We start from the raw sequence: 21,501 nt of genomic DNA, 5'->3' as shown, positions 1-21,501 counted from the left end.
CTTCGGGCCCAGCACCCCTCAACCCGCCCCTCAATCCCCTGCTCAGCATCGCCGCGCCGGTGCTGGCGCTCGTCGGCGCCCTGCGCGACCGCAGCCTGACCGATCAGCCCCGCGCCGCCGCCACCGCGGCGCTGGAGCGTTTCGACCGCGCCGCCTCCGCCTCCGGCCTCGACCCGGACGAGATCCGCGCCGCCCGCATCGCGCTGGCCGCCACCCTGGACGACGTCGCCCGTGCCGCCGGCCATGGCGGGGCCGCCGTGGCGGAATCGGGGGCAGGCGTGCGGTTCTTCGACCTGCTCGACGGCATGCTGGGCGACCCGCGCCGCCACCGCCACGCGCTGGAGCTGTTCTACGCCTGCCTGTCGCTTGGCTTCGAAGGCCGGTTCCGCGACCGGCCCGGCGGCGCCCACGACCTTGCCCGCCTGCGCGACGAGCTGTACCGCATCCTGCGCCGCGCCCGCGGCGATGTGGCGGCGGAGCTGTCGCCGGCCTGGACCGGGGTGGCGGAGCCGTTCCGGCCGCCCAACACCCTGTTCGGCAATCCGTTGAGTGCTGTGCCGGGCTGGATCGTCTGGGCGGTGGTGGCGCTGGGCCTGTCCGGCCTCTACGTCCATCTCGCCGGCAGCCTCGACCGGCAGGCCGAGCCGGTGGTCGCCCGCATCGCCGCCTTGCTGCCCGACCGGTCCATCGAGATCGCCCGGCTGGTCCCGCCGCCCCCGCCCACCGCCGGCCCGGCGCTGATCGGCCGCATCACCGGCCAGCTCGCCCCGGAAATCCGCACCGGTGCCGTCGAGGTGCTGGCGGGGGAGGATGGCGCCCTGGTCATCCGCATTCCGGCGGCGGCGATGTTCGCCACCGGCAGCGACGCCGTGAAGGCCCGCCACCGCGCCATCGTCGAGCGGGTCGGCCAGACCCTGGCGGCGGAACCCGGCAGCGTGCTGGTGGTCGCCCACACCGACGACCAGACCCCGCCGGGCGGCCGCCTTCCTGCCGCCCAATCCCTGGCGGCCCAATCCCCGACGGCCCAATCCCCGACGGCCCAATCCCTGACGGCCCAATCCCTGACGGACGCCCGCGCCGAGGCGGTGCGCAAACTGCTGGAGCGCTCGCTGCCGCCCGCCCGCCTGTCGGCCGAGGGCCATGGCGACCAGGAGCCGATTGCGCTGAACGACACGCCGGCCGGGCGCGATGCCAACCGGCGGATCGACATCCGCCTCTATCCGCATTAAGGCGCCCGCCATGGCCGAACCCCGCTCCCCCAAGGCCGGCGCCCGGACGGCGAAGACGGCCGGCAAGGGCCGCAAGCCAGCCGCCGCCATCGCCGCTGCCCCGTCGCCGCACCGCTCCGCCCGCACCCGCTGGGCGACATCGCTGTCGGGGGTGCTGGCGCTGGGGCTGGCCGGCTGGCTGCTGCTGCCGCGTCTGGCTGCAGCCTTCGCTCCGCACCTGCTGCCGACCATCCAGCCGGACTGGAGCGTCCGCCTGCTGCCGCTGGTCCTGGCGCTGGCCGCCTGGATCGCCGTCAACCGCCGCATCGACGCCCGCGAGCGCGCCGCCAACGCCCGCCTGCTGGAGGCGCTGGCCGCCACCCGCGATCCCGAGCTGAAGGCCTCGCTGGAGGAGATCGGCACGGTCCACAAGCGGCTCGACGGCGTGCTGGCCCAGCTGCGCAGGCGCCGGGGCGGGCGCTATCTCTACCAGCTTCCCTGGTATCTGGTGATCGGCGCCCCCGGTTCGGGCAAGACCACGGCGCTGGCCAACACCGGCCTCGCCGCCCTCTCGCCTGACGGCACGGCCGCCCAGCCGCTGGCGGGTCCGTTCGCAGGGTTGGGCGGCACCCGCAACTGCGACTGGTGGTTCACCGACCGCGCCGTGCTGATCGACACCGCCGGCCGCTACACCACCCAGGACAGCCGGCGCGCGGTCGATGGCCGGGTGTGGTCCGGCCTGCTCGACCTCCTGAAGGAGCACCGCCCGCGCCAGCCCGCCAACGGCGTCCTCCTCACCGTCAGCATCCCGGAACTGACCGGTTGGACCGACGCCGAGCGGCGCAACCACGCCATCCTGATCCGGCAGCGCCTGAACGAGCTGCGGGTGCAGCTGGGCGTGCGGCTGCCGGTCTATCTGCTGCTGACCAAGGCCGACCTGCTGGACGGCTTCGCCACCTTCTTCGACCCGCTCGACCGCGAGGCGCGCGGGCAGGTCTGGGGCCTGACCCTGCCGGCGGAAGAGCCGGCACCCGACAGCTCCGGCGGTCCGCTTCCCGTCTTCCGCGCGCTTTATGCCGGGCTGGTGCGGCGGCTGGACGAGCGGCTGCTCGACCGGCTGCACCAGGAGCCGGACATCCGCCGCCGCAGCGACGCCTTCGCCCTGCCGCTGCGCGTGGCGGAGCTGGAGCCGGCGCTGGCCGACATCGTCGACACCGCCTTCGGCTCCGAACATGGCGAGGAGACGCCGCGCCTGCGCGGCCTCTATCTGACCAGCGCCACCCAGACCGACGCCTCGCTCGCCCTGCTCGATCCCGAGGGCGGCCCTGGGGGCGGCGGGCCGGCCTCCACCTATTTCCTCGAACGGCTGCTGCCCGACGTGGTGTTCCCGGAGGCCAACCTCGCCCGGGTCGACCGGCGGGTGGAGCGCGCCCGCCGCCGCCGGGCGCTGCTGTCGGCCGCCGCCGCGCTGACGCTCGCCCTGGCCGTCGGCGGCTGGTGGCTGGTCAGCGCCCGCGGCAACGCCGCCCTGCTGGAGCGCGCCGATGCCGGCGCCGCGGCGGTGGAGGCGGCGCTGCGCCCGCTCGACACCGCGCCGCGCTCCCTGGTCCGGGTGGACGATGCCGACCCCGCGGCGATCCTGCCGGCGCTGGAGGCCCTGCGCGCCCTGCCGCTCGCCTTCGACGATGGCCAGATCTGGGCAGGTCCGGCGCTGGCCGGCGGGCTCTACCAGGGGGGCCGCATCGCCGCCCCGGCGCAGGAGGCCTACCGCCGCGCCCTGCGCAGCCAGTTCCTGGCCCGCATCGCCCTGCGGCTGGAGGAGCGGCTGCGCGCCGACTGGGCCTTGCCCGACCAGCTGCGCCAGACCCTGCGCGTCTACCGCATGATCACCGGGCGGATGGGCGCTTGGCAGACGGTTGGCGGGGCGGAGCCGATGGATGCCGGCGCCGTGGCGGAATGGCTGGCGCTCGACTGGCAGCGCACGCTGCCCGGCCCGGCCAACGAGGCGCGGCGCCGCGCGCTGGGCGACCATCTGGCCGCCCTGTTCGCCGTCGGCTTCGCCCCTGTCCCGGCCGACGAGGTTCTGGTCGCCCGCGTGCTGGAGGTTCTGGCGCAATCCGCCCCGCAGGCATCTTCCGTCCAACCCGGCCGGGCCGCTCAGCCATGATGGGCTATTTCGCCACGCCGCGCGCCATGGCGGCCGGGGTCGGCGGGATCGGTGCCGATCCCGTGGTGGGATTCCACGGTAAGGTGCCGGCCCGCGGCGATTTCATCGGCCACGGCCTGCCGTCGGCGGTCCTCGGCCCCTGGGACCGCTGGCTGTCCGCGGCGCTGGGCGAGGCCGGCCGCCGGCTGGGCGCCGAGTGGGAACCCCTGTTCGCCCAGGCCCCGGTCTGGCGCTTCGCCCTGTCGGCCGGCCTGTGCGGCGCCACCCCGCTGGTCGGCGTCTGGATGCCCAGCGCCGACCGGGTCGGCCGCCTCTATCCCTTCACCATCGCCGCCGGCCTTCCCGCCGGCTTCGACATCGCCGACGCGCCCGCCGCCTGCGGCGCCTGGCTGTCCCGCGCCGAGTCGCTGGCCGCCGACGCCTGCCGCGCCGGTGCCGACGTGGAGGGATTGCCGGCCCGCCTCGCCATTCTCGGCCGGCCGGAACCGGAGCGTGTCAGCCCCGCCACCCGCGCCCTGCTCGATCGCCTGTCCGGCCCCTTGCGCGCCGACGCCAGCCTGTGGTGGACCCGCGGCGCCGGCCGGATCGCGCCGTCGCTGCTGTCCTGCCCCGGCCTTCCCGCCGGCCCCCGCCTGACCGCCTTCCTTGACGGCGCCTGGGCCCGCTGGGGCTGGGAGAACGCCGACGAGGGGTAGGGCAGGGGCTCAATATTCTCGAGTCGATCAAAGATCGCGGGCAAGATCGACACGGATTTCACGGATTAAAACACGGATGTCACGGATGGCTTTACCTTACCAAAGCGCCGTGGCTGGATCGCTGATATAAAAAATCCGTGTAATCCGTGTCTAAATCCGTGACATCCGTGTCAATCTTGTTTTCCGTCTCAGGAAGTCACAGTCAGGCCGGTCACTGCACTCCCGCCATCTCGCGGTCGAAGCGGGCCAGCGCCTCTTCCAGCCCCCACTGGACCCGCGCCTTCTCGCTGCGCGCGGTCACGGCGCGGCAGGAGTCCTCACGCACCGGCGGCGTGCAGCCGGGGGCGGACCACAGGCTGTCGCCGGGCAGGAAGCTGTGCTCCAGGCTGGCGCGGGCCAGCCCGACGAGGTCGGCATAGCCGAAGCCGAACTCCTCCACCGCGCGCTGCAGCTCGTTGGTCAGGTCGATGCGGCTGACGCCCTCGTCGTCGGTCGACAGCACCACCGGCACCCCGGCGGCGCGGTAGACCGGCAGCGGGTGCGCCTTGCCGCTGACGCCCAGGATCTTGTCGTTGCTGGTCAGGTTGATCTCCACCGCCACCTTGCGCCCGGCCATCGTCCGCAGCAGGCCCTGGGGATCGTCCTCGTACATCACGTCGACGCCATGGCCGATGCGTTTGGCCCCGGCGATCTCCACCGCCTTGCGGATGTGGTCGCGCAGCCGTTCCGGCGGGACGAGGCCCAGCGTCAGCTCGCCGGCATGCAGCGCGACGTTGGTGCCGGGCTGGCGCCTTTTCGCCTCGGCCACCATGCGCATGTGCAGGTCGTAATCGTCGAGCGCCACCGGGTTGTCCTCCGGCGCCACGAAGTTCAGGCCGACGACGCGCGGCTCCTGCGCTTCCAGCAGGGCGTTGAACAGGGTGGTGGCATAGACCGGGCCGGGGCTCTGCGTGCGCGACACCTGCTGGAGATAGCGCACCGACACCGCACAGCCCGGCCGCGCCGCCGGCGTGCCGCAGCCAAGGACGCTGCGCATCCGCGCCTCCGCCGCGTCGATCTCCTGCCGGGCCGGGGCGACCAGGGCCGGAAGTCCGGCGGCGATCAGTTTGTCGGCGGTTCCGGCCAAGTCGGCCGCCGCCTGCGGCGTCCAGGGGAAGGACTTGCCGATGGCGGCGGCCGGGCCGGTGCCGAAGGACACCATCAGCTCGACATGCCGTTCGCCCTGCCGGCCGGCCCGGTCCACCACCTCGGCCAGCAGGTCGCCGGTCGAATTGGGGACGGAGTTGGCGGCGCGGAAGCGTCCGAAGGTGGCGAAGAACTGGTCATGCAGGCTGTAGCCGGAGACCGGCAGCGCATCGCGGGTCGACAGGGCGTCCAGCGCCATCGGGTAGAGCACGCTGTCGGCGATCGCCGCCGCGGCGCCCGGCCGGGCGGACTTGGCGTCGCCGCAGGGCGCCTGCGCCGTCGGCGCCACCAGCGTCAGCGCCTTGACGTCGAAGCAGAGCCCGGCATCCGCCGCCATCCGCATGTAGGTCTCGGCATAGGCGGCACCGGTCAGGTGGCTGTGCAGGTCCGCCCCCTTGGGCATGCGGTAGAGGAAGGCGCGCAGCTCCGGCGGGCTGGTCCGCACCGCCTGGAACCGCCGCGCCGCCGCCGACCCGCCGGCGTCGCCGCCGCCGCCGACGCTGCCGCCGCCCATCTCCGCCGTGGCGCAGCCCGCCAGCAGCAGCGTCGCCGCCAGCATGCCTGTCACGCCGCCCCTCGCACGCCCGATCATTCGCACATCAAGCATCTACCCGTCTCCATATTCTCCTTTTACGGGTATCGATGCGCTGATAATCGCGCAAAAACAACTGCCCTGTGCAGATCGAAAGGCTGTAGCGGGTTGGCAATTCCCGCTATGGTGCGGCGACCTTTTCGTGTTCCCGCCCATCCTGGAGCCCGCCGCGATGACCGACACTTCCGCCCCGACCCTGCTCGATGCGGCCAAGCGTTTCCGCAGCAACGATCTGGCGGGGGCGGAACAGGTCTGCCGGGCGATCCTGACGACCGACCCGCACAACGCGCAGGCGCTGCATCTGCTGGGTCTGGTCGCCGCCCACACCGACCATCCGGACAACGCGCTCGCCCTGTTCGCCCAGGCCATCGCGGAGAACGGCAACGACCCGTCCTTCCACAACAGCCGCGGCAGCCTGCTTTTCCAGCAGGCCCGGCCGGCGGAGGCGGAGGAGGCGTTCCGCGCCGGCCTCGCCCTCAATCCGCGGCTGCCGGAACTGCATGGCAACCTCGGCAACGCGCTGAAGGCGCAAAGCCGGCTGGAGGAGGCGGCGGACTGTTTCCGCATCGCGCTGGACCTGCGGGCGCAAGCGCCGGAGATGCACCATTTCCTCGCCGCCACCCTGCGCGAACTGGGCGAGCTGGAGGAGGCGGAGGAGCATTTCCGCACCGCGCTGGCCCAGGCGCCCGACTATCTCGACGTGCATTACAGCTTGGCGGAGCTGCTCTCCACCCGCGGCCGGCTGGCCGAGGCGGAGGCGGAATTCCGCATCGTGCTGGCCGCCGCCCCGCGCTTCGTCCCGGCCCAGGTCGGGCTCGCCCATGTGCTGCAGAGCCTCGACCGCGCCGCCGAGGCCATCGAGGTGATCGAGGCGGCGCGCGAGCAGGCCCCCGACCACCCAATGGTGAAGTTCACCCGCCGGCTGATCTACTCCAACGCGGTGCCCGGCTGGCACCTGCCGATGATCAACGATTTCGAGCGGAACGAGGCCTACAAGCAGTCGCTGGAGCGGGCGGTGAAGCCCGGCCAGCTGGTTCTGGAGATCGGCACCGGCTCCGGCATCGTCGCCATGATGGCGGCGCGCGCGGGTGCCGGGAAGGTGGTGACCTGCGAGGTCAACCCGATCCTGGCCCGCGTCGCCAAGGAAACCGTGGCGCGCAACGGCTATGGCGACCGCATCGACGTGGTGCCGCGCCTGTCGACCCAGCTGACGGTGGGCGAGGGCGGCGACCTGCCGGAGAAGGCCGACGTCTTCGTTTCGGAGCTGATCAACATCGGCATGCTGGCCCCGCGCATGCTGTCGGTGCTGCAACATGCCCGCACCCATCTGGTGAAGCCGGGCGGCGCCATCATCCCACGCGCCTCCACCGTCTACGCCATGCTGGTGGAGACGCCGGAACTGGCCCGCATCAACCCGGTGGAGACCATCGACGGCTTCGACATGGGCAGCTTCGACGTCTTCCGCTCGCCCGGCTACCAGCAGATCGACCTCGGCGTCGACGCCCACACCCCGCTGTCGAAGCCCTTCACCGCGCTGGATTTCGACTTCACCCGCAACATGCCGGAGGAGGGCGAGCGGGCGATCGACGTGACCATCGTCACCGCCGGCACCTGCCACGGCGTCGCCTTCTGGTTCGACCTCTTCATGGATGACGAGGTGGTCTACAAGTCGGAAAGCCGGTCGCGCACCAACCACTGGAAGCAGGCGATGACCTTCCTGGAAAAGCCGATCGCGCTGTCGGCCGGCGACCGCCTGCGCATCGTCGCCCGCTACGACAACAACCAGATCTCCTTCGGGGTGGATGGGTTGGCGGGGGGCTTGCGAGAGTAGGCGGGCGTGACCGAAGCCGTGCCTTCCTGCGACGTGCCCTCGCGCCGGGCCATCGCCTCCTGGTGCCTCTATGACTGGGCGAATTCGGCCTACAACACCATCATCACCACCTTCGTCTTCTCGGTCTATTTCGCCCGCGGCGTCGTCGGCGATCCGGTCGAGGGCACCGCGCGGTGGAGCGCGGCGATGACGGTGGCCGGGGTCGCCATTGCGCTGCTCAGCCCGGTGCTGGGCGCCATCGCCGACCGGGCCGGGCGGCGCAAGCCCTGGATGGCGCTGTTCACCCTGGTGACCGTCCTGTTCACCGCCGCCCTGTGGTGGGTCAGGCCCGATCCGGCCGACGCCGCCTTCGCGCTCGCCTGCGTCGTGGTCGCCACCGTGGCGTTCGAGCTGGCCAACGTCTTCTACAACGCCACCCTGCCGGGGCTGGTGCCGCCGCGGCTGCTCGGCCGGGTGTCGGGCTGGGGCTGGGGCATCGGCTATTTCGGCGGGCTGGCCTGCCTCGTCCTGGCGCTGGTCGGCTTCGTCCAGGCGCCGGCCCCGCTGTTCGGCCTGTTCGGGATGGAATGGGCCGACTGGGGCCAGCAGGCCAATGTCCGCGCCACCGCCCTGCTGGCCGCGGGGTGGTACGGGCTGTTCGCGCTGCCCTATTTCCTGTGGGTGCCGGACGAGCCGGCGACCGGCCACGGGCTGTTGCGGGCGGCGCGCGAGGGGGTGGCCACGCTGCTCGCCACGCTGCGCCACGCCCGGCGTTACCGGGAGGTCGGGCGCTTCCTGATCGCCAGCGCCTTCTACCGCGACGGCATCAACACCATCACTGCCTTCGGCGGCCTTTTCGCCGCCGGGACCTTCGGCATGAGCTTCGAGGAGATCCTGGTCTTCGCCATCGCGCTCAACGTGGTGGCGGGGGCGGGGGCCATCGGCTTCGCCTGGATGGACGACCGGGCGGGGGCGAAGCCGGTGATCCTGATCGCGCTGGCCGGCATGACCGTCTGTTCGGTGCCGCTGCTGCTGGCGACCGAGCGGCTGTGGTTCTGGATCTTCGCGCTCGGGCTCGGGCTGTTCTTCGGGCCGGCCCAGGCGGCCGGGCGGTCGATGATGGCGCGGCTCGCCCCGCCGGGCATGGCGGGGGAGATGTTCGGGCTCTATGGGCTGACCGGCCGCTTCGTCGGCTTCTTCGGACCGCTGCTGTTCGGGCTGGCGACCCAGGCCTTCGCCAGCCAGCGCGCCGGCATGGCGACGGTTCTGGCTTTCTTCGCCATCGGCTTCGGGCTTATGCTGGCGGTTCGCGAACCGGCCCGCTAGAAAAGGGCCTGTGTCAAAGCGCCGCACATGAGACCATTCGAGGGCAGAGCTGTTACCTTCGTTTTTGCTGCGACGCACAAAAGTCGAAGCCGAGGGATACGGACCATGCTGCACATCAAAGACATCGAAGCCTTCGCCCGCATCAACGAGGCCCTGAACGAGGAGCCCGGCACCGATGACGGCGCGCATGGTCAGGCCGAACAGGCCGGCCAGGACTCCGAAGGCCGGCACACTTCCGGCCCGGCGCATCCGGCGCTGGTGATGGCGATGTTGGCGACCGGCCGTTTGCCGCTGTCGGCGCTGTCGAAATCCGATCAGGCAAAGACCCCGGACGTGCCGACGCCGTGGACGAGGATGTTCCGCCGCTCCTGACGGCGGTCGGTCCGGGTGGGACGCCGTGGAGTCGGTGGGCAAGATCGACACGGATTTCACGGATTTCAGCACGGATTTCACGGATGTGGCGTTCCGAAGCGACCTGTGTCGAGGAACTCGAAGCGTCGCCAAGTTCAAGAAAAATCCGTGAAATCCGTGTCTAAATCCGTGAAATCCGTGTGAATCCTGCTCCCGATGCCTCGACCCTCCGTACTGGCGGCTGTTGCAAAAATTCCGCCATAAAGGAAATTATTCTTATACGCTTCCCGCAGACCCACCTTTCTGCGGAGCCGACCCATGCCCCTCGACAGCCGTAGCTTCACCACCGACAACTTCCCGCGCTGGGCCGAAGAGCCGCCGACCCCGTCCGAAGGCTCGCTGGTGCCCGGTTCGCAGTTCCACGAGGAACAATGGATCATGGCCGCCGGCATGCTGGCCCGCGGCAACAGCTTCCTTCAGGTCTCGCGCGCCATGGGGTGCAGCCGGACCACCTTGTGGCGGGCCTATTACGGTTCCAAGGATTTCCGTCACAGGGTGTGGTGGGAGCGGCAGGCCCTGAACCGCGAGGCCGAGCTGCGCCTGTCCTCGCTGCGCATTCTGGTCGCCGAGCAGATCGAGCGGCTGGTCTCCTCCGGCGATCCCGCCACCGTGCGCTGGCTGGCCGAACGGCTGGGGCTGTTCGCCGGCCTCGACCAGCCGGCCCGCGAACCCGCTGCCAAGCCCGCTCCCCGTCCTGAAGACCCGCCCGCCGTCACCGTCCCCGAACTCGACGACGACATCCCCGGCGAACTGCGCGAACGCACCCCGCCCAGCCCGGCCCTGGTCGCCGCCATCCTGGCCCAGCCGGAGGCTACGGGACCGAAGGGCGTCTTCCCCTATACCCTCAACCAGTATGAAGAGTATCCCAACCTCAATCCCGGCCCGGTGAGCCGCCGCGCCGCCGGTCCCTTCTCCTGGCGCCGGTAGGCGGGGGATGGAACGTCATCCGCCCCCCCGTTCCACGCTGTTCCATCCCCTCACAGAAGCGACAGCTGGTCGCCCACCGCCGGCGGCACCCGGAAACGGCTGCAATCGAGCTGCCAGCTCCGGCCGCCCAGCCCATGCTTCCGGCAGGCCAGCTTGAAGCGGTGGCGCAGAAGCTCGGCATAGGGGCCGGTGCCCTTCATCCGCGTGCCGAACCCGGAGCGGTACAGCGCGCCGTCGCGACTCTGCCGCATCAGGCTCAGCACGCGGTCGGCGCGGTTGGGGGCGTGGACGCGCAGCCATTCCTCGAACAGGGTGGCGATCTCCAGCGGCAGGCGCAGCAGGATATAGTTGGCGGCATTCGCCCCGGCGCCGGCCGCCGCCTCCAGGATGGCTTCCAGCTCATGGTCGTTGAGCGCCGGGATCATCGGGCTGGCGAGGACCGCCACCGGCACGCAGGATTCCGACAGGGCGCGGATCGCCTCCAGCCGGCGCGGCGGGGTACTGGCCCGCGGCTCCATCGTCCGGGCGAGATCGCGGTCCAGCGTCGTGACCGAGACCGCGACCGACGCCAGCCCCTGTGCGGCCATCGGCGCCAGGATGTCGAGGTCGCGCAGCACCAGCGCCGATTTGGTGATGATGCTGACCGGCTGGTTGAAGTCGCGGCAGACCTCCAGCACCCGGCGGGTGATCCCCTCCGTCCGTTCGATGGGCTGGTAGGGATCGGTGTTGGCCCCCAGCGCCAGCGGCTGGCAGACATAGGATTTCGCCCGCAGCTCCTTGGCCAGCAGCTCCGCCGCGTTGCGTTTGGCGAACAGCTTCGTCTCGAAATCCAGCCCCGGCGACAGGCCCAGATACGCATGGGTCGGCCGGGCGAAGCAGTAGATGCAGGCATGCTCGCAGCCCTGGTACGGGTTCACCGAGCGGTCGAAGGGGATGTCGGGCGACTGGTTGCCGGTGATGATCGACTTGGCCGAGGCCGGCGAGACGCTGGTGCGGACCGGATCGGACAGCGCCTCGTTGCCGCTCTCCGCATAGCCGGTCCAGCCGTCGTCGGTCAGGACGCGGGTCTCGCGTTCGAACCGCCCGGTGGCGTTGCTGACCGCCCCGCGGCCCTTGATCGGGGATCGCCGTATCTCGTCCATGGCCGCAGCTTAGACGGGGCAGGATGGAACGTAAAGCGAACAAACGGGGTGAGGTCCCGTCATTGCTTCCGCTACCGAACAAACATAAAGATATCTTTATGCTTGCATGGTTCCGGGAGCGCTGATACACCGATGGCCAATTACAGCGGCAGGGCCGGGGATCCGGTGCGCCTGAAACTCCGCTGCCCGACCGTCACCGCCCACCAGGAGTCATCCCTCATGGCCGCCGAATTCACGGACTACAAGGTCAAGGACATCAGCCTCGCGAACTGGGGCCGCAAGGAGATCACCATCGCCGAGACCGAGATGCCGGGCCTGATGGCCCTGCGGTCGGAATTCGGCGACGCCAAGCCGCTGGCCGGCGCCCGCATCGTCGGCTGCCTGCACATGACCATCCAGACCGCCGTGCTGATCGAGACGCTGACCGCGCTCGGCGCCACCGTGCGCTGGTCCTCCTGCAACATCTTCTCGACCCAGGACCAGGCCGCCGCCGCCATCGCCGCCGCCGGCATCCCGGTCTTCGCCTGGAAGGGCGAGACGGAGGAGGAGTTCTGGTGGTGCATCGAGCAGACGCTGCGCGGCCCGGATGGCTGGACCCCGAACATGATCCTGGACGATGGCGGCGACGTCACCCAGATCATGCACGACAAGTATCCGGAGATGCTGAACGACGTCCGTGGCCTGTCGGAAGAGACCACCACCGGCGTCCATCGTCTCTATGAGATGATGAAGAAGGGCACGCTGAAGGTTCCGGCCATCAACGTGAACGACAGCGTCACCAAGTCGAAGTTCGACAACCTCTATGGTTGCCGTGAGTCGCTGGTCGACGGCATCAAGCGCGCCACCGACGTGATGGTCGCCGGCAAGGTCGCCGTGGTCGCCGGCTATGGCGACGTGGGCAAGGGCTCGGCCGCCAGCCTGCGTTCGCAGGGTGCGCGCGTCCTGGTGACGGAGATCGACCCGATCAACGCGCTCCAGGCCGCCATGGAAGGCTATCAGGTCGTGACGATGGAGGATGCCGCTCCGCAGGGCGACATCTTCGTCACCGCCACCGGCAACGTCGACGTCATCACGATCGAGCACATGCGCGCCATGAAGGACCGCGCCATCGTCTGCAACATCGGTCACTTCGACAGCGAGATCCAGATCGACGCCCTGCGCAACCTGACCTGGGAAGAGGTCAAGCCGCAGGTCGACGAGGTCGTGTTCCCCGACGGCAAGCGCCTGATCGTGCTCGCCCAGGGCCGTCTGGTCAATCTGGGCTGCGCCACCGGCCACCCCAGCTTCGTGATGAGCGCCAGCTTCACCAACCAGGTGCTGGCCCAGATCGAGCTGTGGACCAACGCCGCCAACTACGAGAACAAGGTCTACGTCCTGCCCAAGCATCTGGACGAGAAGGTCGCCCGCCTGCATCTGGACAAGATCGGCGCCAAGCTGACCACGCTGACCGACAAGCAGGCCGCCTACATCAGCGTTCCGACCGCCGGCCCGTACAAGCCGGACCACTACCGCTACTAAGCGGTTGCGGGGTTGAAAAAAGAGGGCCGTCCCGGTGGGGCGGCCCTTTTTCTTTGGTACACGTAAATTGCCCTCTCCCGCCCCGGGAGAGGGAGTATCCCGTTCCCCGCGTTCGCTTTTTCCTGCGAAGCTTGCCACCGCACCCGATGCGCATCACCATGCAACCTGTCATCGGGGAGGGCGCTATGAGCCGAGCCGGCAAAATGGATGAATGTGCATCCAAGCGATGCGGAAACATCGCCCCCAATATGAAGGCTGTTGAAGTTCGGGACGAGCGTCGTCGGCACGAGGACGACCAAGAGCATCGGCGCAAGGTTGCGGCAGCCTGGAACTCATTCGACGAGAAGCAGGGATGCTTTGCCGACGAATGGAACCGGGACTTCATGCCCGAAGATGCTCAAGGGCGGTAGACAGATGTCGGCTGTACCCCGCAGGACTGCACGCTTTCACCGCTGTCCCAGCCACTCCACCATCCCCTTGCCGGCCGCCACACCCATGGCGAAGCAGCCCTGCAACAGATAGCCGCCGGTCGGCGCCTCCCAGTCCAGCATTTCGCCGGCCAGGAACAGGCCGGGGCGGCAGGTCAGCATCGACCGCTCGTCCAGTTCCGACAGGCGGACGCCGCCGGCCGTGGAGATCGCCCGCTCGATGGGGCGGACGCCGGTCAGCACCATCGACAGCCCCTTGATCTGGCGGGCCAAAGCCACTGGGTCGGTCAGGTCGGTGGCGGGGGCGAACTCGCGCAGCAGGGCGGCGCGCGGGCCGGTCAGGGACAGCGACTTCTTCAGGAAGGTGGACAGCGACTCCGCACCGCGGCGGCGCAGGCGCTTGACCAGTTCGGCCTCGGCCATGTCCGGCAGCAGGTCCAGCGTCAGGGTCGCCCAGCCCTCCGCCGCGATGGCATCGCGCAGCGGCGCGCTCAGCGCATAGACCGCGCCCCCTTCGATCCCGGTCTCGGTGATGACGAACTCGCCCTTCAACCGGCGTCCGGCAGCGGAGAGGCCGACGCTCTTCACCGGCTGGCCGGCGAAGCGGTCGCGCAGGTGATCGGACCAGGGCACCTCGAAGCCCATGTTGGAGGGAATCAGCGGTGCGACCTCGACCCCCAGCCCCTCCAGCAGCGGAACCCAGCCGCCGTCCGACCCGGTGCGCGGCCAGCTCGCCCCGCCCAGCGCCAGCAGGGTGGCGCGCGGGGCGACGGTCACGCTTTCCTCGCCATGGCGGAAAGTCAGGGCCCCGCTCCCGTCCCAGCCGGTCCAGCGATGGCGGCTGTGCAGGGTCACGCCCAGCCCGTCCAGCCGCCGCAGCCAGGCACGCACCAGGGTGGAGGCCTTCATCTGCACCGGGAAGACGCGGCCGCTGCTGCCGACGAAGGTCTCGATGCCCAGCCCGGCCGCCCAGCCGCGCAAATCGTCGGGCGAGAAGCCGGCCAGCAGGCGGCGAAACAGCGGTTCGGCGGCGCCATAGCGCGGCAGGAAACGGTCGAGCGGCTCCGAATGGGTCAGGTTCAGCCCGCCGCGCCCGGCCAGCAGCAGCTTGCGCGCCGGGGTGGGCGTGTGGTCGAACACGGCGACCCGCAGGCCGGCGGCCGCGGCGATCTCCGCCGCCATCAACCCGGCGGGGCCGGCGCCGACGATCGCCACATCGAGGGCCGCGTCAGGGGTGGGGTGGGGCACTTGGAAACGCTTTCACGAAAGGAATCGCCCCCGCCCGTCCCATGCTGCGCGGGCAGGGGCACGGGCGGGGGCATGCGGGGCTCGGCCTCGGTTCCCCGCGGATCAGTCCTCGTAATCCTGGTCCTGGGCCACTTCCTCGGCCAGATCGGCGGCGAGGTCGGCGAAATAGCCGGCATCGACCTCCAGGCCGTTCTCCTCGCAGATGCGCATGAAGATGCGGTAGGCATGCAGGATGGCGACGTCGAGGACGACGAGGTCCCCTTCCTCGCTGTGGCGGTCGGTGATGTCCCGCTCCTGAAGTGTGCCGACGATGTCGTGCGCGGCGGCCTGCAGGACCGCGTCCATGGCTTGCTTGTGTTGGGTCGACATCGTGTGAATCCTCGTTCCGGTCGTGCTTCGCGTCCCCGCCCGGCCGGACCGGCGCCGCAAGGCCGGCGGGGATGGCCGAACCGTCGGAGGAAACGGGCGCGTCGGGGGCTCCGTTCGTCCGCGAAAGTTCGGCCTCCCCCTTGTTGTAGAATCCTTCTTCACGGCCGAACAAGCCCCTTCACGGGGGGCCGGGGCGGGTCCTTCCGGGTAGCCTCGTACCGGCCATGGAGGGGGCGGTGGAGGGAGGCCGCTTCAGCGCGCGACGGGGGCCAGCAGGGGAGCGCCGACATAGCCCAGCGGCTTGCCTTTCCGCCCCACCTTGTACCAGCCGCCGACGGCCTCCAGCACGGTGACGCGTTCGCCGGCCTCCAGCACATCCAGCACCTTGGCGTCGCAGACCGGGGCGACCCGCAGATTGCCGGCGGCCCGCAGCCGGGCGACGGTTCCGCCGGAAAGCTTCGGGCGCTGCACCCGTCCGGGCAGGTCGTCGGGCAGGGCGCAGCCGCGGTCCTCGCGGTCGGCCCTGGCATAACGGCCGGGCTTTGCGGCTGTTGCAGGCTCGGTGCCGGCGGGCCGCGCGGGAGGGGCTTCGGCCAGATAGGCGCTGGTGACGTAGCCCTGCGGCTTGCCGCCTCGGCCGATCCGCTGCCAGCCATCGGACGGCGCGCCGAAGGCCGTCACCCGCTCGCCCTTTTCCACCGTGTCGAGGACCCGGCCCTTGGCGTCCGGTGTCGCCCGCAGGTAGATGCCGGCGGTGGCGGTCATCGGCCGTTGCGCGGGAACGACCGAAGGCTGCTTGGCGGGGGCTTCCTGTGAAGCCGCCTCCTTGGCGACAGCTTGGGGCGCTGCCTCGACCCGTGGCTTCATCGCCGGCAGCGGTGGAGCCTTGACGGCCGTCGGTGCCTCCGCGGCCTTGGGATCGGGCGCCTTTGCGGCAGCGGCCGCTACCGGCGGTGGAGCGGGTTGCAGGCTGGGCGGTAAGAGCGGCCCCGACAGGGGACCGGGGGCTTCCGGGGGATGCTCCCAGACCACACCGGGAGTCAGGGGTGGGGAAAGCGCCTGTGCCGGCGTCAGGCGGGGAAGGGCAACGATGGGGGCGGGCGACGGGGTCAGCCGTTCGGCCGCGCTGTCCGCCAGCGCGCCGGCCGGGCAGCCGAACGGGCCGGCCAGCAGCAGGGCCGGTGCCGCGATCCGCAGCCAGGCGATCAGCCGCGCTCCAGCCATCGCCCCCTCCTCAGTCGAGCGTGATGCGGGCGATCAGCGTCGGCAGCGTCTGACAGCGCAGAAGCCCGTCGAGCGTCCGATGTTCGGCCAGCCGCAGCGTCAGCGCGCAACCGAAGGAGTTCACCGCCAGTTCGGTCTGCGCCAGGGTGCCGATGATGCTGGACGAACGCGCGATGCTGTAACCGGGCGCCCCCAGCTTGCCGGCCAGCGCCCCGTTGACCGGGCTGAACCCGTCGATCTCCAGCGTCATCGGGCCCAGATTCTGCACCACCACCTCGGAACTCGGATCCTCCTTGGTGGCGTAGAGCTGGACCGGGACGGCGCGGTGTCGGGCGATCCAGTCCTTCAGCGCGAGGTTGGCGACCACCGGGTCGCGGCTTTGCAGCGCCGCCTCCATCGCCGTCTGGCGCAGCGCCGGGTCGTTGCCGCCCAGCGCCGCTTCGAAGGCGGCCAGCCGTGCCGCGCGGTCCGTGCCGGTCAGCTTGCCGCGCAGGTCGGCGACCTGGGCGATGCGCGCCTCGACCGCCCGGCGCTCCATTTCGGCGCGGGCGGCTTCGGCCTTGGCGGCGGCGGTCTGCTGCGCCAGCCTTTCCTCCTCGCGCCGCCGGCGTTCGCTGTCCTCGGCCAGCCGCTGGGCGGCGTCGCGGTCCAGTTGCTCGCGCAGGCTTTTGGCTTCCGGCGTGCCCAGCACGACCGTACGGCCGGGCAGTTCGGAGGCCGGCTTGCCGATGCCGTCGAGCAGACTGGGGGACTGTGGCGTCAGCGTCACCGTCCAGCCACCGGCGCCGCGGGTGGCGAGCGCCGTCGCCACCCAGCTCTTGCTCAGTCCGGCCTCCGCCGCCGGGCGCAGGAAGGTCACCGGCCCTTCACGGCTGTCCACCAGATAGGTCGGTCCGCCCAGAACCAGCTTGGCGCTGACCCGTGCCGCCACCTGCGGTTCCGAAGATTGCGGTTCCGGCAATGGTTCGACGCTCAGCGACTCGATGCGCCAGGGGGCGGGCAGCAACGCTTCGATCCGCGCACGCAGGAGAGAGTCCGGGATCGTCTCGACCGTGGGAGCCTTGGCGGTGGCGGTGGCCTCCGCAGCCCGGGCACCCTCGACCGGTGCACCCAGTGCGACCCAGACGGCGATGAGAGTTGCGCCCAGGCTCACTCTTGGGCCTGCCCCGAGGCCCGGCCCGGCACCGGCTGCGATGCGGGCCGCGAATCGTCCGTTCCCCGGTCGCTTCATCGCCGATCCTTCCCCCCGTGTCCGCCGTCCAATGTCCGCCGTCCGGCACTGGTATAGCGAAGGTTCCGGCCAAGGGAAGCGGCTTTTCCCGGCAACCTGTCGATCTGTGGTTGGATGCAATACCCGCCTGCGCCGGATTGTCGCGTCAATCCGCAGCCATGGGTCGAATTGGACTTGGACGCCACACGCCACTTGCAATATGGTCACACAAATGGATGTATTGGCCCCGTATCGAGAGATCGGGACACGCAACGGATGGGGAACGGGGTTTCCGATGGAGGGCACGGGCGGAGGTAAAGACGGACCGGGGCTGCTCTGCCGCAATGTCAAAGTGAGCGGCCGCCGAACCAGCTTAAGAATGGAGCCGTATATTTGGGATTCGCTGAAGGAAATCTGTGAGCGGGAGCAGATGACCCTCAACGAAATCTGCACCCAGATCGACGAACGGCGTGGGGAGGCGAACCTGACTGCCTCCATCCGCGTTTTCATCGTCAGCTATTACCGCACCGCCATCGGTCAGCGCGGTTTTTCGGAAGATGGTCAGTCGCCCCTGCTGCGCAGGGCGATGGACGACGCCGTTCCGCTGGACTGACGGATGCGGGCGTAACGGGACCGGGTATGCCGGAGGCAGGTGTGACGGGAGCGGTCTATACGCTCCCGTCCACCGGGGTTCACCAGCGCAGGCTGGGAACCGCATAAGTCGGCATGTGACCCGACGCATCGGCCAGGGCACGCAGATTGACCGGATCGACCGCAGCCCCCCAGGCCGCGCCGCCCAGTTCCTCCTGGTGGATGCCTGCGGTAACCAGCGCAACGTCGATTCCGGCGGCATTGGCGCCGGCGACATCGGTGCGCAGGCTGTCGCCCACCGCCAGGATGCGGCTCTTGTCGGCGATGCCCAGCAGCTTGAAGCAGCGCTCGTAGACGGGGGCATGGGGCTTGCCGTGCTGGCGCACGTCGCCGCCCATCTCCTCATAGCGGGCGGCCAGCGTGCCGGCGCAGATCACCAGCATCGGCCCGACCATCACCACCAGATCGGGGTTGGCGCAGATCATCGGCAGACCGGCGGCCAGGCAGGCGTCCAGCTGCGGCTGATAGTCCGCCACCGTCTCGCCGAAGGTGACGATGCCGGTGTTGACGACGAAATCCGCGTCCTCCGGCGTGGCGGCAACCTGATAGCCGAGCCCGGAGAAGACATCGATGTCGCGCTCCGGTCCAATGTGGTAGAGCCGCCCGCCGAGCGCGGCGTGCCAGGGATCGTCGCGGTCGCGCAGCGCCTCGTAGGTCGCTTCGCCCGAAGTCATGACATGGTGGTAGCGCTCGCGTCCCAACCCCATGCCGTCCAGCTTCTCGATGACGCCGGGGGTGCGGCGCGGCGCGTTGGACAGCAGGCAAATCGTCTTGCCGGCCGCGCCCATGCGGTCCAGGCAGTCGGGCACGCCGGGATAAGGCTGTTCGCCGTCATGCAGTACGCCCCAGAGGTCCAGGATGAACCCGTCATAGCGGTCGATGACCTCGGCGATGCCGGAAATCTGTCGGATGTCGGCCATGGTGTCCGGTCGGTTTGATGGGAAGATAGGGATCGGATTGCATCGATCGGATTGCGTCGACAGGCCGATCTCAGCGTGGTTGCAGCAACTCCGCATAAACCGCCAGCGTGTCGGCGCACATGCGGTCCTTGGTGTAGCGGTCGGCGACGAACGCCATGGCACGGGCGCCGATGGCGTCCCGTTGCTCCGGCGTCAGCGACAGCGCCTCGTCGAGTGCCCGGGCCAGCGCGTCGGGATCGTCCGGCGGCACCACCCAGGCGGTTTCACCGGGAATGACGGTCTCCTGATAGGCGCCGATGGCCGAGACGATCACCGGCTTGCCCATCGCCTGCGCCTCCACGATCACACGCCCGAAGGCTTCTGGCTCGCGCGAGGCGGAGACGACCACCGTCGACAACAGGTAGGCCGCGGCCATGTCGCTGCAATGGTCAGTCATCCGCACCACGCCGCGCAGGCCGGCATTGGCGATGCGGTTCTCCAGCTCTTCCCGGTAGCCGGTACGGCCCTGGTCGGAGCCGACCAGCAAGGCCAGCACATCCTTGCGTCCCAGCTTGGCCAGCGCGTCGATCAGCACGATCTGGCCCTTCCAGCGGGTCAGCCGCCCGGGCAGCAGGATCACCGGCCGGTCGTCCGGCAGGTTCCACTGCTTGGCAAGGGTCACCAGCCGCGCCGGGCTGACCCGGTCGGGCGCGAAGACGCCGCGGTCGATGCCGCGGTGGATGACGCGCACTCGCTGCGGATCGACCGGGTAGTTGCCCAGCACATGGTCGCGGATGAAGCCGGAGATGGCGATCACCCGCTCGCCGCGCGCCATCACCGAATTGTACCAGCGCTTCAGCCGTCCGCCGACCGGCCCCGAACCGAAATTGTAGGGCGCGTGGAAGGTCGTCATGTAGCGCGCGCCCGTCTCGCGGCAGGCCAGCCACGCGCTCCAGGCCGGCGCGCGGGAGCGGGCATGGACGATGTCCACCTTATGCTCGCGGATGATGGCGGCCAGCCGGCGGGCATTGCGGCGGATGGTCAGCGGGTTCTTGGAGGCCAGCGGCAGCGTTAGATGGGCGATGCGGGCGCGGTCCAGTTCCCGCACCATCGGTCCGCCCTGAGACGCCACCAGGGGCGTGCCGCCGGCGGCCTGCAGGGCGAGCGCCATGTCGATGCAGCCGCGCTCCGCCCCGCCGGTGACCAGAGTCGGCACCACCTGCAGCACCGTCGGCGCCCTCCCTCCCGGCCAATGCTCGGGCCAGCCGGGGACAGGGGTGTCCTGATGGCCGTCCGCGTTGCGCGGGGAATGGTCGGTGGTAAGGTGGGTGTCGAAATCCATGATGCCGGCTGCTCGCAAGGGGCGGCCCGGGACCGGCCGCGGGGCCCGGCAAGCCGGCGCCCCATCGAGCCCGGTGCCCGACCGCGTGCCGGTGTCCGTTGTCGAAGGTGACCGTATGACCGAAACCGCAGCCCAACCGGGCGGCGCGCACCATAGCCTAACGCGCGGTGCCGCGACCATAGCCTATCACCACAGCCCTGCCGGCCCGTCCGGGCAGGGCAAGCCGGGCGTGATGTTCCTTGGCGGCTTCATGTCCGACATGACCGGCGGCAAGGCGACGGCGCTGGAAGCCTGGGCGGTTGCGCGCGGCCTGTCCTTCACCCGCTTCGACTACCAGGGCCACGGCGCTTCCAGCGGGCGGTTCGCCGATGGCACCATTGGCCTGTGGGCCGACGATGCGCTCGCGGTGCTGGACGAGGTGACGACCGGGCCGCAGATCCTGGTCGGCTCCTCCATGGGCGGCTGGATGATGCTGCTGACTGCGCTCCGCCGGCCGGAGCGGGTTTCCGGGCTGGTCGGCATCGCGCCGGCCCCCGACTTCACCGAAGACCTGATGTGGGACATCTTCGAAGCCGACATCCGCCGCCAGATCATGGAGGCGGGCGTCTGGAATCGCCCCTCGGACTACGGTCCCGAGCTGCAACCGATCACCCGCGCCCTGATCGAGGACGGCCGCAACCATCTGCTGCTGCGCGGCCCTATCGCCTTCGACGGCCCCGTCCGCCTGCTGCATGGACAGCGTGACCCCGACGTCCCCTGGCAGTTCAGCCTGCGCATTGCCGAGGCGCTGACCGGTGACGATGTCCGCGTCACGCTGGTGAAGGACGGTGACCACCGCCTGTCCCGTCCCCAGGATCTGGACCTGCTGTGCCGCAGCGTCGGCGCCCTGGTGGATGGATTTGGTGGATGAAATCGGAGCGGTTCGGTGTGCCGCCAAAAAAACGTCGCCCGCGTGAAACAGAGGCTTGCATCGCCGCGAACCTCTGGCTATAACGCGGGCCTCTGCGGAGGGGTGGCCGAGTGGTTGAAGGCGCACGCCTGGAAAGTGTGTATACGTCAAAAGCGTATCGAGGGTTCGAATCCCTCTCCCTCCGCCACGGATTTAGCCCAAGCAACTGGTTTGCTTGGGCTTTTTCGTTTCTGGGGCAT

The 21,501-nt window shown here is 70.1% G+C and carries 19 protein-coding genes and 1 tRNA gene; 12 read left to right on the top strand and 8 right to left on the bottom strand.

Annotated elements, in window-relative coordinates; all coding sequences use genetic code 11:
* From icmH to tagF, 3 genes are all read left to right on the top strand, one after another.
* On the top strand, positions 1-1,229 hold a 1,229-nt coding region (gene icmH, locus GBZ48_RS30300; protein WP_174474412.1), incomplete at its 5' end, for a type IVB secretion system protein IcmH/DotU.
* Positions 1,230-1,239: 10 nt separating this feature from the next.
* Positions 1,240-3,375, top strand: a complete 2,136-nt coding sequence (gene tssM / locus GBZ48_RS30295) for a type VI secretion system membrane subunit TssM (protein ID WP_174474411.1) — start codon at positions 1,240-1,242, stop codon at positions 3,373-3,375.
* Entirely contained in the window at positions 3,372-4,070 is a 699-nt protein-coding gene (tagF, locus tag GBZ48_RS30290) for a type VI secretion system-associated protein TagF (RefSeq protein WP_246307562.1), read from the top strand. The genes tssM and tagF overlap by 4 nt, the downstream gene beginning before the upstream one ends.
* A gap of 211 nt (positions 4,071-4,281) precedes the next feature.
* On the opposite strand, the gene GBZ48_RS30285 is transcribed toward tagF, so the two are convergent.
* Positions 4,282-5,862, bottom strand: coding sequence for an adenosine deaminase family protein (locus GBZ48_RS30285; protein WP_174474410.1), 1,581 nt, complete (start codon positions 5,860-5,862; stop codon positions 4,282-4,284).
* Between the two features lie 157 nt (positions 5,863-6,019).
* Here GBZ48_RS30285 and GBZ48_RS30280 point away from each other — a divergent pair, with 157 nt between their 5' ends.
* From GBZ48_RS30280 to GBZ48_RS30265, 4 genes are all read left to right on the top strand, one after another.
* The gene (locus GBZ48_RS30280; RefSeq protein WP_174474409.1) at positions 6,020-7,678 is read left to right on the top strand and encodes a tetratricopeptide repeat protein; all 1,659 of its coding nucleotides are present in this window, start codon (positions 6,020-6,022) and stop codon (positions 7,676-7,678) included.
* Positions 7,679-7,684: 6 nt separating this feature from the next.
* Complete coding sequence (locus GBZ48_RS30275; RefSeq protein WP_174474408.1) at positions 7,685-8,983, top strand: MFS transporter; 1,299 nt, start codon at positions 7,685-7,687, stop codon at positions 8,981-8,983.
* Positions 8,984-9,088: 105 nt separating this feature from the next.
* Entirely contained in the window at positions 9,089-9,355 is a 267-nt protein-coding gene (locus tag GBZ48_RS30270; protein ID WP_174474407.1) for a hypothetical protein, read from the top strand.
* A 297-nt stretch (positions 9,356-9,652) separates the two neighbouring features.
* The gene (locus tag GBZ48_RS30265) at positions 9,653-10,321 is read left to right on the top strand and encodes a hypothetical protein (RefSeq protein WP_174474406.1); all 669 of its coding nucleotides are present in this window, start codon (positions 9,653-9,655) and stop codon (positions 10,319-10,321) included.
* A 50-nt stretch (positions 10,322-10,371) separates the two neighbouring features.
* Here GBZ48_RS30265 and GBZ48_RS30260 read toward each other — a convergent pair whose 3' ends face one another.
* Entirely contained in the window at positions 10,372-11,463 is a 1,092-nt protein-coding gene (locus tag GBZ48_RS30260) for a PA0069 family radical SAM protein (RefSeq protein ID WP_174474405.1), read from the bottom strand.
* A gap of 219 nt (positions 11,464-11,682) precedes the next feature.
* Between GBZ48_RS30260 and ahcY the strand changes: the two genes are divergently transcribed.
* Together ahcY and GBZ48_RS30250 are read left to right on the top strand one after the other, a co-directional pair.
* Positions 11,683-12,981 (top strand): adenosylhomocysteinase, encoded by a 1,299-nt coding sequence (gene ahcY, locus GBZ48_RS30255; RefSeq protein WP_174474404.1) that lies wholly within the window; start codon positions 11,683-11,685, stop codon positions 12,979-12,981.
* 185 nt (positions 12,982-13,166) lie between these two features.
* On the top strand, positions 13,167-13,391 hold the full coding sequence (locus tag GBZ48_RS30250) for a type II toxin-antitoxin system CcdA family antitoxin (RefSeq protein WP_174474403.1): 225 nt from the start codon (positions 13,167-13,169) through the stop codon (positions 13,389-13,391).
* A 36-nt stretch (positions 13,392-13,427) separates the two neighbouring features.
* On the opposite strand, the gene GBZ48_RS30245 is transcribed toward GBZ48_RS30250, so the two are convergent.
* From GBZ48_RS30245 to GBZ48_RS30230, 4 genes are all read right to left on the bottom strand, one after another.
* Positions 13,428-14,591 carry a TIGR03862 family flavoprotein gene (locus tag GBZ48_RS30245; protein WP_246307563.1) on the bottom strand — a complete coding sequence of 388 codons (1,164 nt, stop codon included), beginning with the start codon at positions 14,589-14,591 and terminating at the stop codon, positions 13,428-13,430.
* A gap of 168 nt (positions 14,592-14,759) precedes the next feature.
* A complete protein-coding gene (locus GBZ48_RS30240) occupies positions 14,760-15,026 on the bottom strand; it encodes a hypothetical protein (RefSeq protein ID WP_098740726.1) in 267 nt (88 codons plus the stop codon).
* A gap of 252 nt (positions 15,027-15,278) precedes the next feature.
* A complete protein-coding gene (locus GBZ48_RS30235) occupies positions 15,279-16,250 on the bottom strand; it encodes an SH3 domain-containing protein (protein ID WP_174474402.1) in 972 nt (323 codons plus the stop codon).
* 10 nt (positions 16,251-16,260) lie between these two features.
* A complete protein-coding gene (locus tag GBZ48_RS30230; RefSeq protein WP_343049727.1) occupies positions 16,261-17,403 on the bottom strand; it encodes a hypothetical protein in 1,143 nt (380 codons plus the stop codon).
* Between GBZ48_RS30230 and GBZ48_RS36990 the strand changes: the two genes are divergently transcribed.
* The gene (locus tag GBZ48_RS36990; RefSeq protein WP_343049726.1) at positions 17,381-18,073 is read left to right on the top strand and encodes a ribbon-helix-helix domain-containing protein; all 693 of its coding nucleotides are present in this window, start codon (positions 17,381-17,383) and stop codon (positions 18,071-18,073) included. The genes GBZ48_RS30230 and GBZ48_RS36990 overlap by 23 nt on opposite strands.
* 79 nt (positions 18,074-18,152) lie before the next feature.
* On the opposite strand, the gene GBZ48_RS30220 is transcribed toward GBZ48_RS36990, so the two are convergent.
* A complete protein-coding gene (locus GBZ48_RS30220; protein WP_174474400.1) occupies positions 18,153-19,031 on the bottom strand; it encodes a TIGR01459 family HAD-type hydrolase in 879 nt (292 codons plus the stop codon).
* Positions 19,032-19,101: 70 nt separating this feature from the next.
* A complete protein-coding gene (locus GBZ48_RS30215; RefSeq protein ID WP_174474399.1) occupies positions 19,102-20,352 on the bottom strand; it encodes a glycosyltransferase family 4 protein in 1,251 nt (416 codons plus the stop codon).
* A gap of 115 nt (positions 20,353-20,467) precedes the next feature.
* Between GBZ48_RS30215 and GBZ48_RS30210 the strand changes: the two genes are divergently transcribed.
* Both GBZ48_RS30210 and GBZ48_RS30205 read left to right on the top strand, forming a co-directional pair.
* Positions 20,468-21,262 carry an alpha/beta fold hydrolase gene (locus GBZ48_RS30210; protein ID WP_174474398.1) on the top strand — a complete coding sequence of 265 codons (795 nt, stop codon included), beginning with the start codon at positions 20,468-20,470 and terminating at the stop codon, positions 21,260-21,262.
* Between the two features lie 96 nt (positions 21,263-21,358).
* Positions 21,359-21,449, top strand: a tRNA-Ser gene (locus GBZ48_RS30205).
* Positions 21,450-21,501: the final 52 nt, after the last annotated feature.

The sequence above is a fragment of the Azospirillum melinis genome (assembly GCF_013340935.1).
GTDB lineage: Bacteria > Pseudomonadota > Alphaproteobacteria > Azospirillales > Azospirillaceae > Azospirillum > Azospirillum melinis.
This window is presented reverse-complemented; position numbering and strand designations above follow the sequence as displayed.

Coding starts and splice junctions, on each gene's coding strand:
- tssM (WP_174474411.1), top strand. CDS start 1,240: ATGGCCGAACCCCGCTCCCCCAAGGCCGGCGCCCGGACGGCGAAGACG.
- tagF (WP_246307562.1), top strand. CDS start 3,372: ATGATGGGCTATTTCGCCACGCCGCGCGCCATGGCGGCCGGGGTCGGC.
- GBZ48_RS30285 (WP_174474410.1), bottom strand. CDS start 5,862: ATGCTTGATGTGCGAATGATCGGGCGTGCGAGGGGCGGCGTGACAGGC.
- GBZ48_RS30280 (WP_174474409.1), top strand. CDS start 6,020: ATGACCGACACTTCCGCCCCGACCCTGCTCGATGCGGCCAAGCGTTTC.
- GBZ48_RS30270 (WP_174474407.1), top strand. CDS start 9,089: ATGCTGCACATCAAAGACATCGAAGCCTTCGCCCGCATCAACGAGGCC.
- GBZ48_RS30265 (WP_174474406.1), top strand. CDS start 9,653: ATGCCCCTCGACAGCCGTAGCTTCACCACCGACAACTTCCCGCGCTGG.
- GBZ48_RS30260 (WP_174474405.1), bottom strand. CDS start 11,463: ATGGACGAGATACGGCGATCCCCGATCAAGGGCCGCGGGGCGGTCAGC.
- ahcY (WP_174474404.1), top strand. CDS start 11,683: ATGGCCGCCGAATTCACGGACTACAAGGTCAAGGACATCAGCCTCGCG.
- GBZ48_RS30250 (WP_174474403.1), top strand. CDS start 13,167: ATGAGCCGAGCCGGCAAAATGGATGAATGTGCATCCAAGCGATGCGGA.
- GBZ48_RS30245 (WP_246307563.1), bottom strand. CDS start 14,591: ATGGCGGCGGAGATCGCCGCGGCCGCCGGCCTGCGGGTCGCCGTGTTC.
- GBZ48_RS30240 (WP_098740726.1), bottom strand. CDS start 15,026: ATGTCGACCCAACACAAGCAAGCCATGGACGCGGTCCTGCAGGCCGCC.
- GBZ48_RS30235 (WP_174474402.1), bottom strand. CDS start 16,250: ATGGCTGGAGCGCGGCTGATCGCCTGGCTGCGGATCGCGGCACCGGCC.
- GBZ48_RS36990 (WP_343049726.1), top strand. CDS start 17,381: ATGAGAGTTGCGCCCAGGCTCACTCTTGGGCCTGCCCCGAGGCCCGGC.
- GBZ48_RS30220 (WP_174474400.1), bottom strand. CDS start 19,031: ATGGCCGACATCCGACAGATTTCCGGCATCGCCGAGGTCATCGACCGC.
- GBZ48_RS30215 (WP_174474399.1), bottom strand. CDS start 20,352: ATGGATTTCGACACCCACCTTACCACCGACCATTCCCCGCGCAACGCG.
- GBZ48_RS30210 (WP_174474398.1), top strand. CDS start 20,468: ATGACCGAAACCGCAGCCCAACCGGGCGGCGCGCACCATAGCCTAACG.